Genomic DNA, 12,034 nt, shown 5'->3' with positions numbered 1-12,034 from the left:
TCAGGCAGGTTTTGTAAACAACAATCGGCAACTAATGTTGCCATGTATTGCTTATGACAGCCGCAGCAAAATCGCCCCGGCGGCGATACCGCAGGCGGCAACGATACGCACTGGAACCATCTTCTCTTTCAACAGGATAAATGCGATAACCGCGCCGAAAAGAATCGAGGTTTCGCGCAGGGCGGCAACCACCGCCAGCGGCGCCTGGGTCATTGCCCACAGCGCCAGACCATAGGAGCCCATGGTGCCGACGCCGCCGACCATGCCTTTCTTCCAGTGCTGGCGCAGATAGCGGCTGGCCTGCGGGCGTCGGGCAATCATCGCCCAGCCCAGCAGGCAGAAGCCGTTCATAAAAAAGGTCCACAGGGTATAGCCCAGCGCGGTTTCTGAAAGCCGTACCCCGGTTCCGTCAACCAGCGTGTAGCCGGCAATGAAGCAGGCGTTGATTAGCGCCAGTACGATACCCTGGCTTGAACTGGCGCGGCCGTTAAAAGCCATCGCCAGAATCGCCAGACAGATGACGCCGATGCCCAGCCACGCCAGCGGGGAAAGATGGTCGCCCAGGAAGATGACGCTGATTATTGCCACCAGTAGCGGCGCGGTCCCGCGCATCAGCGGATAGGTCTGGCTCATATCCGAGACCTGATAGGTTTTTGCCACCAGCACCGTATACACCACCTGCAGCGCGCAGGAAACCGCAAGAAACGGCACGCTGGCCAGCGTCGGCTGGGGAGAAAAGGGGAGCAGAACCAGGGCGATGAGCGACGCTGAGCCACTAACGCCGACCGCCGCGTACAGCTTATCGCCGCTGGCTTTTACGATAGCGTTCCAGCTGGCGTGAAGCAGGGCGGCGAACAGCAAAATAGAGAATACGGTAATGGTCATTGCGGCCTGGCGCTGAGGAAAAAATCGTCACCGGACTGTAACATGCGTGCTTGTCGTCAGCCAGCGGCGGCTAGAGCGAACAGAAGAGACGATGCGTAACCCGGGGCTCATCATGCACCGGGCGAAACCCCAGATTTTCATAAAACGACCAGGCCGTTGACGGCGCATGGGTGTTGAGAAAATCAAAGCTAGCACCGGAATGGGTGATAACCGAGACCAGCAGCTGATGCCCGATCCCCTGTCGACGGTGGCGTTCGCCGATGTATAAATGGCGAATGCGGCCAGCCCGTAGCTGCTGGCTAAACGGGTCGGCATTCAGCCCGCAAACGCCGACCAGCTGCCCGTAGGCAAAGGCTCCCAGTAGCTTTTCTCCGGGGGCGTTAAAGCGATTTTCCCCATTTTGCCAGTTCTCCGCCAGGCGGCGCAGCATATTCAGGTTTTGCGCCTGGCTTTCGGCGCGCAGTGCCGAAAAACCGGGTTCGTCCGGGGTGATGGCGGCAATCAACAACGGTGGCATGGTTTTCTCCATCGGGTTAGCCTGTAGAGGGGCGGTTTCCCGCCCCTCCCAGGTGCGACTTGAACCTGAATCAGCGGAACTGCTTCAGGACTGCATCAAGTAGTTGCAACACGGCAACCATGAGTTTCAGGATCAGAACAACGATATCCACTCCGCCCATACGCGTCTCCTCTGGTTCAGGAGCACGACCGGCTGGCGTACCTTTCCGCCGCCTGTTGCCAGCCAGGGATACCCGTCATATTTCAGGCGCCGGCCTGTCGGCGGCGGGCTAAACTATTCGGGGTACTTGTTGACGTAACACAGTGTGCTCTTCTGGGGTTAAGGCGCTGACGGCACCACCCGTTTCAGCCAGGACTTCTTTGCGCCGGTAAAAGTGCGGCCCCAGATTCACCCTGCGTACCCCCTCAGTATAGAATGAATACTGTATGTATGAACAGTATTTTTTGGACAAATTTACGTGGACGATCCATACTCTACATCAGCAAAAACCGTCGTGAAAATTGCGCCTTCTTCGCCGATCGCGTATACTTTTTTCGTTGACGTAATACAGTGTGCTTGCGGCTACCAACCGTAAAAACACCGAACAGAAAACCTCGCCGCGGCGGGGTTTTTTGTTTTTCATCCCTCCGCAAATTAATGTGATCCTTAACGCAGTTTCTTGTGGTTGAAAATAAATCGATTGTGAAATGACACAAGCTGTGTTTGTATAAATTCATTCACTTTTTGAGACAACAGGTCCCTCATGAACGCTACCACGCTGACTTCGACCCTACTACTAACCGCGCCTGCCGCGGTGGTCGTCGTGTCTGTGGTGGTCGTCGTCGGCAACGCGCCGTAGGGTCCGGAACAACACGAATTCCAAACCCCGCCGGCGCAAACCGAGCGGGGTTTTTCGTTTCATGCCCCCCGGTAAGTCGGCCCAGAATAAAAGGACTGGAGCATGGCAAGTTCGGGCACAACATCAGAAAAAATGCGCTTCACTGGCGCACAGTTAGTCGTTCATTTACTGGAGCGTCAGGGGATCACCACGGTCAGCGGCATTCCGGGCGGCTCCATTCTTCCCATTTACGACGCGTTAAGCCAAAGCACGCAGATCCGCCATATTCTGGCTCGTCACGAGCAGGGGGCGGGATTCATCGCCCAGGGCATGGCGCGCACCGAAGGCAAACCCGCCGTCTGTATGGCCTGTAGCGGACCGGGGGCAACCAACCTGATCACCGCGATCGCCGACGCCCGCCTGGATTCGATTCCGCTGGTGTGCATTACCGGCCAGGTTCCGGCCTCGATGATCGGCACCGACGCTTTCCAGGAAGTCGACACCTACGGTATCTCTATCCCCATCACCAAACATAACTACCTGGTGCGCAATATTGCTGAACTGCCGCAGGTGATGAGCGACGCGTTTCGCATCGCGCAGTCCGGGCGACCAGGGCCGGTGTGGATAGATATTCCTAAGGATGTTCAGGCGGCAACCATTGAGCTCGACGCCCTGCCGGAACCCGGCGCCCGCATGGCAGCCCCGGAATTCGATAGCGCCAGCGTACGTGAAGCGGCGGCGATGATTAACGCCGCGCAGCGTCCGGTGCTTTACCTGGGCGGCGGGGTGATCAACGCGCCTGAGCATATTCGCCAGCTGGCGGAAAAGGCCAACCTGCCGACTACCCAGACCCTGATGGCGCTGGGGATGCTGCCGAAAGCGCATCCGCTGTCGCTGGGCATGCTGGGGATGCACGGCGCGCGCAGTACCAATTTTATTCTGCAAGAGGCTGATTTACTGGTTGTTTTAGGCGCGCGTTTTGATGACCGGGCGATTGGTAAAACCGAGCAGTTCTGCCCGAACGCGAAAATTATCCACGTTGATATCGACCGTTCAGAGCTGGGTAAAATCAAGCAGGCGCACGTGGCGATTCAGGGCGACGTTGGCGAAGTGCTGGAACAGCTGATCCCCCAGGTTGAGGCGCAGCCGCGCAGCGCATGGCTGCAGCTGGTGGCCGATCTGCAGCGGGAGTTCCCCTGCACCATCCCGCAGGAGCAAGACCCGCTTTCCCATTATGGCCTGATTAACGCCGTCGCCGCCTGCGTTGACGACGAGGCTATCGTCACCACCGACGTGGGCCAGCACCAGATGTGGGTCGCGCAGGCGTATCCGTTGAACCGCCCGCGCCAGTGGCTGACCTCCGGCGGTCTCGGCACCATGGGCTTTGGCCTGCCTGCCGCGGTCGGCGCGGCGCTGGCCAACCCGCAGCGCAAGGTCATCTGCTTCTCCGGCGACGGCAGCCTGATGATGAACATTCAGGAAATGGCTACCGCGGCGGAAAATCAGCTGGATGTGAAAATCATCCTGATGAATAACGAAGCGCTGGGGCTGGTTTATCAGCAGCAGAGCCTGTTCTACAAGCAGGGCGTGTTCGCCGCGACCTATCCGGGGATGGTTAACTTTATGCAGATTGCCTCCGGTTTTGGTCTGCAAACCTGTGATTTAAATAACGAAGCCGATCCGCAGGCGGCGCTGCAGGCGATTATCGACCGCCCGGGTCCGGCGCTGATCCACGTGCGTATCGATGCCGAAGAAAAAGTGTATCCGATGGTACCGCCGGGTGCGGCCAATACTGAGATGGTGGGGGAATAAGCCATGCAACAAGCGACTCATGAAAACGTTATTCTACAGCTCACCGTGCGCAACCATCCCGGCGTGATGACCCACGTTTGCGGCCTGTTTGCCCGTCGCGCTTTCAACGTGGAAGGCATTCTTTGTCTGCCGATTCAGGACAGCAACCAGAGCCGCATCTGGCTGCTGGTCAACGACGATCAGCGCCTCGGGCAGATGATTAGCCAGATCGAAAAGCTGGAAGATGTTGAGAAAGTGGTGCGTAACCAGTCCGATCCCTCTATGTTCAGCAAAATCGCGGTCTTTTTTGAGTAACTAGTCTTCCCGGCGGGAATATTCTTGCCGGGAAGTAAAGCCTACTCTGAGTTTATTCAGAGCAGATTTTACTGTACTCATTCAAAGATGATGCTTTAGATTTCTTATCCATATCATCAGGCCACTTCACTTCGCGTCCATAAATACCTGGTTTCGTGTTAACGGACATATCTAATAACTCATCGTTAAATTTCATATAATTACTAATCCATAACCACAGCTTGTAGTTAGGCATAAACAGCGCATCCGTACCCGCGTCCGTCGATATCAGGTTAAAGGAATCGATCATAGTGGTACTGATGCTAGAGTCATAAACGACGCAGCGAATTGTGGAGTATGATGAGTGCTTATTGCGTGAATATATACTGATGGCTTGAATCTGGCTCCAGTCATACTCTTTGCATTCAGGTTTAGTTCGTTTATAAAAAGGATGATGCCACCAGAAAGTATAGGTTAATTTATAAGTGATACTATACATAACGTAATCGTAAACATAAACCTTGCCGGTTTTTCTATTAAAACGAACCGGATAATGCTGGGGCGCGAAGATAAAATAGTTTACGATGGCTGCGAAAATAAACGTCATGAAAAATGAAATAAAAAATCCAAAACATAGTAAAAGATAATCGCCCGACCTGGAATTCCAGCTTTCAACATGTCGTTCAAAATTGAATGTTATATCATATAAGGAAAATAAAATACCCACAAAACACAAAATAACAACAGGCAAGAAAAGCACAATGCCCAGGATGTTCATCCCATAAAATGAAGTGTAATTACGCGTTATCTCACAGTAGTCATCGTTGATATAAGCTAATTTTTCGCTGTGCGATAACTTCTCCGTTTTACTCTGCGTTTTTGTATTTAGCTGGTTAAGCAAACGTGCATCGATCGTTTGCTTAGCTAAATGAGGTCGTTGGTGCATATATATTCCCTTGCTGATTTTACAGGGACGATATCATTTAGGTTACTTCCTGTACATAATGGATGTAGTGATCTTAGGCAATAATGGCATCAATATATTTTACATGTGAATAATTGGCAGCGTTATATTGCGATTGTAGCCATAACACATAGAGATTAAATATCTCACCCGCCGTTGTGAATGACTTGCTGGCAACTCAATCAGTCGTGCCATCAAGGCGGCAAGTCTGCGCAGAGGCAGCTTGAAGGATGAAGTGTATATCGTTAAGGTAAGCGCGTTTTTTAACCCGTCAGGAAACGCCATGACTACTATCGCCCTTATTGACGATCACCTTATCGTCCGCTCCGGCTTTGCCCAACTGCTGGGGCTGGAAGCCGATTTTCAGGTCGTTGCCGAATTCGGTTCCGGGCGCGAGGCGCTGGCGGGGCTGCCCGGTCGCGGCGTGCAGGTCTGCATCTGCGATATCTCGATGCCGGATATCTCCGGGCTTGAATTATTAAGCCAGCTGCCGAAAGGGATGGCGATCGTCATGCTGTCGGTACACGACAGCCCGGCGCCGGTGGAGCAGGCGCTGAACGCCGGGGCGCGCGGTTTTCTCTCCAAGCGCTGCAGCCCGGATGAGCTGATCGCCGCCGTGCGCACCGTGGCGGCTGGCGGCTGTTACCTGACGCCGGATATCGCCATGAAGCTGGCGGCCGGACGACGGGACCCGCTGACCAAACGCGAACGCGAGGTGGCGGAAAAGCTGGCGCAGGGGATGGCGGTAAAAGAGATTGCCGCCGAGCTGGGCCTGTCGCCGAAAACCGTCCACGTTCATCGCGCCAACCTGCTGGAAAAGCTGGGCGTCAGCAACGACGTCGAGCTGGCGCGCCGCATGTTCGATAGCTGGCAATGAAAGCCTTTTTCTCGCGGCTGCTCTCGGTTGTCGGCTGTTGCTTTATCTTTTCCGCCGCGTGGTTTTGCCTGTGGAGCATCAGCCTGCACCTGGTGGAGCGCCCCGATCTTGCGGTGCTGCTTTTCCCCTTTGGCCTGCGGCTTGGCCTGATGCTGCAGTGCCCGCGCGGCTACTGGCCGGTTCTGCTGGGCGCGGAGTGGCTGCTGATCCTCTGGCTGGCGCAGGAAGTGGCGCTGGCGCACCCGATAATATTGATGACCGGAAGCCTCTTGACCCTGCTGCCGGTGGCGCTGATTTCCCGCTATCGCCAGCAGCGCGACTGGCTCACCCTGCTGCGTCAGGGGGGGGCGCTGATCGCCGCCGCGCTGCTCCAGTCGCTGCCGTGGCTGCTGGAGGGCAAAGAGGGACTGAACGCGCTGCTGCTGACCCTGACCGGCGGCCTGACGCTGGCGCCCACCTGTCTGGTTATCTGGCACTATCTCACCAGCACCGTCTGGCGGCCGCTGGGGCCATCGCTGGTCTCGCAGCCGGTGAACTGGCGCGGGCGGCATCTTATCTGGTACCTGCTGCTGTTCAGCGTCAGCCTCTGGCTCCAGCTGGGGCTGCCCGCCGAGCTCTCACGATTTACGCCCTTCTGCCTGGCGCTGCCGATTATCGCTCTGGCCTGGCACTACGGCTGGCAGGGAGCGCTGATCGCGACCCTGATGAACGCCATCGCGCTGATCGCCAGCCAGACCTGGCACGATCATCCGGTGGATTTACTGCTTTCGCTGCTGGCGCAAAGCTTGACCGGCCTGCTGCTGGGCGCCGGAATACAGCGGCTGCGCGAGCTGAATCAGTCGCTGCAAAAGGAGCTGGTGCGTAACCAGCGGCTGGCGGAACGCCTGCTGGAAACCGAGGAGAGCGTGCGCCGCGAAGTGGCTCGCGAGCTGCACGATGATATCGGCCAGACCATTACCGCCATCCGCACCCAGGCGGGGATCGTCCAGCGGCTGGCGCCGAATAGCGCCAGCGTCAGGCAGAGCGGCCAGCTGATTGAGCAGCTTTCGCTCGGCGTCTACGATTCCGTGCGCCGCCTGCTGGGCCGCCTGCGCCCGCGCCAGCTGGACGACCTGACGCTTGAGCAGGCGGTGCGCTCGCTGATGCGCGAAATGGAGCTGGAGGATCGCGGTATGGTCAGCCATCTGGCGTGGCGTATCGATGAGTCGCTGCTGAGCGAAAACCAGCGCGTCACTCTGTTCCGCGTCTGCCAGGAGGGGCTGAATAATATCGTCAAACACGCCAGCGCTAGAGCCGTCACGCTGCAAGGCTGGCAGCAGGAGCAGCGGCTGATGCTGGTGATCGAGGACGACGGCTGCGGCCTGCCACCGGGCTCCGGTCAGCAGGGCTTTGGCCTCACCGGCATGCGCGAGCGCGTCACCGCCCTGGGCGGCACCCTGACCATCTCCTGCACCCACGGCACTCGCGTTTGCGTCAGCCTGCCGCTGCGCTACGCTTGAGGAACGATAATGTTTGCCTTTTTAAAATCCCCGCCCGATGCTCCGCCGATTACCGACAAACAGGCGCTGGACGAGCGCTACCGCTACTGGCGTCGGCATATTCTGCTGACCATCTGGCTGGGCTATGCGCTGTTTTACTTCACCCGCAAAAGCTTTAACGCGGCGGTGCCGGAAATCCTCGCCAGCAACGTTTTGACCCGCAGCGATATCGGTCTGCTGGCGACGCTGTTCTACATCACCTATGGGCTATCGAAATTTTTCTCCGGTATCGTCAGCGATCGCTCTAACGCCCGCTATTTTATGGGCATCGGCCTGGTCGCTACCGGCGTAGTGAATATTCTGTTTGGTTTTTCCACTTCCCTGTGGGCCTTCGCGCTGCTGTGGGCGCTGAACGCCTTCTTCCAGGGCTGGGGCTCGCCGGTATGCGCCCGCCTGCTGACGGCCTGGTATTCGCGTACCGAGCGCGGCGGCTGGTGGGCGCTATGGAACACGGCGCATAACGTCGGCGGGGCGCTGATCCCAATGGTGGTTGGCGCGGCGGCGCTGCACTACGGCTGGCGAACGGGGATGATGATTGCCGGGACGCTGGCGATCCTCGCCGGGCTGTTTCTCTGCTGGCGGCTGCGCGACCGGCCGCAGGCGGTCGGGCTGCCCGCAGTGGGCGACTGGCGGCATGATGAGCTGGAGATTGCCCAGCAGCAGGAGGGCGCTGGCCTGACCCGCAAAGAGATCCTCACCAAATACGTGCTGCTGAATCCCTATATCTGGCTGCTCTCGCTGTGCTACGTACTGGTATACGTGGTGCGCGCGGCGATTAACGACTGGGGCAACCTGTATATGTCGGAAACGCTCGGCGTCGATCTGGTGACGGCGAATTCGGCGGTCACCATGTTCGAAGTGGGCGGTTTTATCGGCGCGCTGGTGGCGGGCTGGGGCTCGGATAAACTCTTCAACGGCAACCGCGGGCCGATGAACCTGATTTTCGCCGCCGGGATTTTGTTGTCAGTTGGCGGACTGTGGCTGATGCCGTTCGCCAGCTACGTGATGCAGGCGGCCTGCTTCTTTACCGCCGGCTTTTTCGTTTTTGGCCCACAGATGCTGATCGGCATGGCGGCGGCGGAGTGCTCGCACAAAGAGGCGGCGGGGGCGGCAACCGGCTTTGTTGGCCTGTTTGCCTATCTTGGCGCATCGCTCTCCGGCTGGCCGCTGGCGCAGGTGATGGAGATCTGGCACTGGAGCGGATTTTTCGTGGTCATCGCCATTGCCGCCGGTATTTCCGCCCTGCTGCTGCTGCCGTTTTTAAACGCCCAGGCGCCGCGAGAAGCGTGACCGACTTCACCTTTCTTCGCCGAATGGCGTAAAACTAAGAAATTTTCCCGGTTTCGCCTGGACGCTGTCTCAGGCGAGTCTCCCGGCTGATTTTTACAATGCCTGCCATTCGCAGGTATTAAATCAGCTCAGGAGTCACCCAATCATGCTGGCCTTCTTAAACCAGGTGCGCAAGCCAACCCTGGACCTGCCGCTCGAAGCGCGGCGCAAAATGTGGTTCAAACCGTTCATGCAGTCGTATCTGGTGGTTTTCATCGGCTATCTGACCATGTACCTGATCCGCAAAAACTTTAATATCGCGCAGAACGACATGATCTCCACCTACGGGTTGAGCATGACGCAGCTGGGGATGATCGGCCTCGGCTTTTCTATCACCTATGGTGTGGGGAAAACGCTGGTCTCCTACTACGCAGACGGTAAGAACACTAAGCAGTTCTTGCCGTTTATGCTGATTCTCTCGGCCATCTGTATGCTCGGCTTCAGCGCCAGCATGGGCGCGGGGTCGACCAGCCTGTTCCTGATGATCGCCTTCTACGCTCTGAGCGGCTTCTTCCAGAGCACCGGCGGCTCGTGCAGCTATTCGACCATTACCAAGTGGACGCCTCGCCGTAAGCGCGGCACCTTCCTCGGCTTCTGGAATATCTCCCACAACCTCGGCGGCGCCGGCGCGGCGGGCGTGGCGCTGTTTGGCGCCAACTACCTGTTCGACGGCCACGTGATTGGCATGTTTATCTTCCCGTCGATTATTGCGTTAATCGTCGGTTTTATCGGCCTGCGTTTTGGTAGCGACTCCCCGGAATCCTACGGCCTCGGTAACGCCGAAGAGCTGTTTGGCGAAGAGATCAGCGAAGAGGATAAAGAGACGGAAGAGAACGCCATGACCAAATGGCAGATCTTCGTCGAATATGTGCTGAAGAATAAAGTCATCTGGCTGCTGTGCTTCTCCAACATCTTCCTGTACGTGGTGCGCATCGGTATCGACCAGTGGTCCACCGTTTACGCTTTCCAGGAGCTGAAGCTCTCCAAAGAGGTGGCGATTCAGGGCTTTACCCTGTTTGAAGTGGGCGCGCTGGTCGGCACGCTGCTGTGGGGCTGGCTGTCGGATCTGGCAAACGGTCGCCGCGCGCTGGTGGCCTGCGTTGCGCTGGCGCTGATTATCGCCACGCTGGGTGTTTATCAGCATGCCAGCAATCAATACGTTTATCTCGCATCGCTGTTTGCGCTGGGTTTCCTGGTGTTTGGCCCGCAGCTGCTGATCGGCGTCGCCGCGGTAGGCTTCGTGCCGAAAAAGGCGATTGGCGCTGCCGACGGGATCAAGGGCACCTTCGCCTATCTGATCGGCGATAGCTTCGCCAAGCTGGGACTCGGGATGATTGCCGACGGTACGCCGATTTTCGGCCTCACCGGCTGGGCGGGCACCTTTGCGGCGCTGGATGCGGCGGCAATTGGCTGCATCTGTCTGATGGCCATCGTTGCGGTGTTTGAAGAACGTAAAATCCGCCGCCAGAAAAAGACACAAACTTTGCAGACTGCCTGAGTCATTGGGTGTGAGTCACTTTGCCCGGCCTCTGCGCCGGGCTTTTTTATTCTTCTTGCCGGGCGGTTTGATGCAGCCGCTCCCCGGGTGGGATCGGTGATTTCATGAACGCGCCAGGGGGCCGCGATAAGTCACATTCTGGTATCTCCGACAGTCGACAGCGGGCAATTTCCCATTATGATAGTGGGGCTGCGATTGAGTGAGAGGATGCATGATCTGGTTAGGACTGGCCACGCTGATAGTGGTATTTGTTGTGGGATTTCGGGTGCTTACCTCTGATTCACGCCGTGCGATTCGCCGTCTGAGCGAACGATTAGGCATTACGCCGGTACCGCTGGAATCGATGATCGATCAGCTAGGAAAAACCGCCGGTAACGAGTATTTACGCTACCTGGAACGGCCTAATGAGGCGCATTTGCAAAATGCCGCGCAGGTGTTGCTGATCTGGCAGGTCGCTATCGTCGATGGCAGCGAGCAGAACCTGCACTACTGGTACCGGTTGATGAAAAAGTCCCGCCTCGGGGCGCCGATTACCGAAGCGCAAATCCGCCTCGCGCAAGGTTTCCTTCGCGAGCTGGAGCCGGAAGTGAGCGAGCTGCACGCTTTGCAGGAGCGCTATAACGCGCTGTTTTTGCCGGAGGATGGCGTCCACTGGCTGCACTGATATCACTTCCCGGTGTACTGTTGGCTTCGTTAAACGTCACGCTGACGAGGCCAACTGTGCAAAAGTCATCACCTCAAAGTGGCATCATGCCAGTACTTTTAACCCATGTTTTTGCACGATATTGAGTAATTTCAATGCCAGCCCACCGGGGCGTTTTGCCCCGCTTTCCCATTTTTGGACCGTGGACACGCTGGTGTTCAGATAGCGGGCAAAAACCGGCTGACTGACGTTGAGTTGGTCACGTAGAGCCTTAATTTCACCAGGTTGGAAATCGCTTACGCGGCTGATGCATGTTTCATCAAAGCTGCGCATCGTCTCCTGCGCGATCGCATCAACACTGTATAAACCTGCGGCAGCGCTATGGATAGCTTCAAAGGCGGGGCTTTTGAATTTAGTTTTTGCAGTCATGACAAATCTCCACCAATTCTTTTCTCTTAACCAATGCCGCCATTTTCTCCTCGCTGAGAAGGGAATAATGCCTGGCTAACTCACGGAACGCCGCGAGTTCTCGGTTATCGATATTGGCGATATCCTGTTTGGCGTATAAAAATGTGTAAAACCAATGCTCAGAACCCTTTGCCAGGATGATTGCGCGATCGCGATTTTTATTGAGGCGTTTTTTGTAAACGCCGCCACCAAGGTTATCTACTTTTCCCTGGAGAGTGGCTTCAATCGCTTTGCAAAGTTCGTCGTCATCAATCGCATGAGCCCGGGCTTCCCTGGTAAACCATTTTGTTTTAAAAATACGCATTGGCTGACATCCTGTAACCATAAATATAGCACCAAGTGCTATGTTATTTCTTCCTCTTACTGTTACGGAATACCTAAAAACGTGATTTTCCGGTTATGCGAGCAGCTAC

14 protein-coding genes are annotated in these 12,034 nt (G+C 56.6%); 8 read left to right on the top strand and 6 right to left on the bottom strand.

Translation table 11 applies throughout. The annotated features are described in order from the left end of the window. Positions 1-51: 51 nt before the first annotated feature. The 3 genes from BWI76_RS27840 to tisB form a co-directional block, all read right to left on the bottom strand. Positions 52-885, bottom strand: a complete 834-nt coding sequence (locus BWI76_RS27840; protein ID WP_004133095.1) for a DMT family transporter — start codon at positions 883-885, stop codon at positions 52-54. A gap of 70 nt (positions 886-955) precedes the next feature. Then, entirely contained in the window at positions 956-1,402 is a 447-nt protein-coding gene (locus BWI76_RS27835; protein ID WP_004133098.1) for a GNAT family N-acetyltransferase, read from the bottom strand. A gap of 70 nt (positions 1,403-1,472) precedes the next feature. Beyond that, complete coding sequence (gene tisB / locus BWI76_RS27830) at positions 1,473-1,562, bottom strand: type I toxin-antitoxin system toxin TisB (protein WP_004107126.1); 90 nt, start codon at positions 1,560-1,562, stop codon at positions 1,473-1,475. 582 nt (positions 1,563-2,144) lie between these two features. Here tisB and ivbL point away from each other — a divergent pair. The 3 genes from ivbL (at position 2,145) to ilvN (ending at position 4,325) form a co-directional block, all read left to right on the top strand. Beyond that, positions 2,145-2,240: an ilvB operon leader peptide IvbL gene (ivbL, locus tag BWI76_RS27820; protein WP_004107123.1), complete on the top strand. Its 96-nt coding sequence runs from the start codon at positions 2,145-2,147 to the stop codon at positions 2,238-2,240. A 102-nt stretch (positions 2,241-2,342) separates the two neighbouring features. Then, positions 2,343-4,031 (top strand): acetolactate synthase large subunit, encoded by a 1,689-nt coding sequence (ilvB, locus tag BWI76_RS27815; RefSeq protein WP_049087029.1) that lies wholly within the window; start codon positions 2,343-2,345, stop codon positions 4,029-4,031. Between the two features lie 3 nt (positions 4,032-4,034). Further along, a complete protein-coding gene (gene ilvN, locus BWI76_RS27810; RefSeq protein WP_004107116.1) occupies positions 4,035-4,325 on the top strand; it encodes an acetolactate synthase small subunit in 291 nt (96 codons plus the stop codon). A gap of 52 nt (positions 4,326-4,377) precedes the next feature. Here the strand turns inward: ilvN and BWI76_RS27805 are convergent, their stop codons facing one another. Further along, positions 4,378-5,250 (bottom strand): DUF6708 domain-containing protein, encoded by an 873-nt coding sequence (locus tag BWI76_RS27805; RefSeq protein ID WP_024360561.1) that lies wholly within the window; start codon positions 5,248-5,250, stop codon positions 4,378-4,380. A gap of 301 nt (positions 5,251-5,551) precedes the next feature. Between BWI76_RS27805 and uhpA the strand changes: the two genes are divergently transcribed. The 5 genes from uhpA (at position 5,552) to BWI76_RS27780 (ending at position 11,174) form a co-directional block, all read left to right on the top strand. Further along, positions 5,552-6,145: a transcriptional regulator UhpA gene (gene uhpA, locus BWI76_RS27800; protein ID WP_004133103.1), complete on the top strand. Its 594-nt coding sequence runs from the start codon at positions 5,552-5,554 to the stop codon at positions 6,143-6,145. A 17-nt stretch (positions 6,146-6,162) separates the two neighbouring features. Next, complete coding sequence (gene uhpB, locus BWI76_RS27795; RefSeq protein ID WP_162685357.1) at positions 6,163-7,644, top strand: signal transduction histidine-protein kinase/phosphatase UhpB; 1,482 nt, start codon at positions 6,163-6,165, stop codon at positions 7,642-7,644. 9 nt (positions 7,645-7,653) lie between these two features. After that, positions 7,654-8,973, top strand: a complete 1,320-nt coding sequence (locus BWI76_RS27790; RefSeq protein WP_004133107.1) for an MFS transporter — start codon at positions 7,654-7,656, stop codon at positions 8,971-8,973. Positions 8,974-9,118: 145 nt separating this feature from the next. After that, entirely contained in the window at positions 9,119-10,510 is a 1,392-nt protein-coding gene (gene uhpT / locus BWI76_RS27785; protein ID WP_004126843.1) for a hexose-6-phosphate:phosphate antiporter, read from the top strand. A gap of 211 nt (positions 10,511-10,721) precedes the next feature. Then, on the top strand, positions 10,722-11,174 hold the full coding sequence (locus BWI76_RS27780; protein WP_024360563.1) for a DUF1198 domain-containing protein: 453 nt from the start codon (positions 10,722-10,724) through the stop codon (positions 11,172-11,174). An 84-nt stretch (positions 11,175-11,258) separates the two neighbouring features. Here BWI76_RS27780 and BWI76_RS27775 read toward each other — a convergent pair whose 3' ends face one another. Both BWI76_RS27775 and BWI76_RS27770 read right to left on the bottom strand, forming a co-directional pair. Then, the gene (locus tag BWI76_RS27775) at positions 11,259-11,582 is read right to left on the bottom strand and encodes a helix-turn-helix domain-containing protein (protein ID WP_049132010.1); all 324 of its coding nucleotides are present in this window, start codon (positions 11,580-11,582) and stop codon (positions 11,259-11,261) included. Further along, positions 11,566-11,925 (bottom strand): type II toxin-antitoxin system RelE/ParE family toxin, encoded by a 360-nt coding sequence (locus BWI76_RS27770; RefSeq protein ID WP_004133114.1) that lies wholly within the window; start codon positions 11,923-11,925, stop codon positions 11,566-11,568. Before BWI76_RS27770 ends, BWI76_RS27775 begins: the two co-directional genes overlap by 17 nt. Positions 11,926-12,034: the final 109 nt, after the last annotated feature.

It is taken from the genome of Klebsiella sp. M5al (genome assembly GCF_002090195.1).
In the GTDB taxonomy this organism is placed as follows: domain Bacteria; phylum Pseudomonadota; class Gammaproteobacteria; order Enterobacterales; family Enterobacteriaceae; genus Klebsiella; species Klebsiella grimontii.
Note: the sequence above shows the minus strand (reverse complement) of the source record. Positions and strands in the feature narration are given on the sequence as shown.

Excerpts from the sequence above, each read along its gene's own strand:
- BWI76_RS27775 (WP_049132010.1), bottom strand. The coding sequence starts at position 11,582 with ATGACTGCAAAAACTAAATTCAAAAGCCCCGCCTTTGAAGCTATCCAT.
- tisB (WP_004107126.1), bottom strand. The coding sequence starts at position 1,562 with ATGGGCGGAGTGGATATCGTTGTTCTGATCCTGAAACTCATGGTTGCC.
- ilvB (WP_049087029.1), top strand. The coding sequence starts at position 2,343 with ATGGCAAGTTCGGGCACAACATCAGAAAAAATGCGCTTCACTGGCGCA.
- ilvN (WP_004107116.1), top strand. The coding sequence starts at position 4,035 with ATGCAACAAGCGACTCATGAAAACGTTATTCTACAGCTCACCGTGCGC.
- BWI76_RS27805 (WP_024360561.1), bottom strand. The coding sequence starts at position 5,250 with ATGCACCAACGACCTCATTTAGCTAAGCAAACGATCGATGCACGTTTG.
- uhpA (WP_004133103.1), top strand. The coding sequence starts at position 5,552 with ATGACTACTATCGCCCTTATTGACGATCACCTTATCGTCCGCTCCGGC.
- BWI76_RS27780 (WP_024360563.1), top strand. The coding sequence starts at position 10,722 with ATGATCTGGTTAGGACTGGCCACGCTGATAGTGGTATTTGTTGTGGGA.
- BWI76_RS27840 (WP_004133095.1), bottom strand. The coding sequence starts at position 885 with ATGACCATTACCGTATTCTCTATTTTGCTGTTCGCCGCCCTGCTTCAC.
- uhpT (WP_004126843.1), top strand. The coding sequence starts at position 9,119 with ATGCTGGCCTTCTTAAACCAGGTGCGCAAGCCAACCCTGGACCTGCCG.
- BWI76_RS27835 (WP_004133098.1), bottom strand. The coding sequence starts at position 1,402 with ATGCCACCGTTGTTGATTGCCGCCATCACCCCGGACGAACCCGGTTTT.
- ivbL (WP_004107123.1), top strand. The coding sequence starts at position 2,145 with ATGAACGCTACCACGCTGACTTCGACCCTACTACTAACCGCGCCTGCC.
- BWI76_RS27770 (WP_004133114.1), bottom strand. The coding sequence starts at position 11,925 with ATGCGTATTTTTAAAACAAAATGGTTTACCAGGGAAGCCCGGGCTCAT.
- BWI76_RS27790 (WP_004133107.1), top strand. The coding sequence starts at position 7,654 with ATGTTTGCCTTTTTAAAATCCCCGCCCGATGCTCCGCCGATTACCGAC.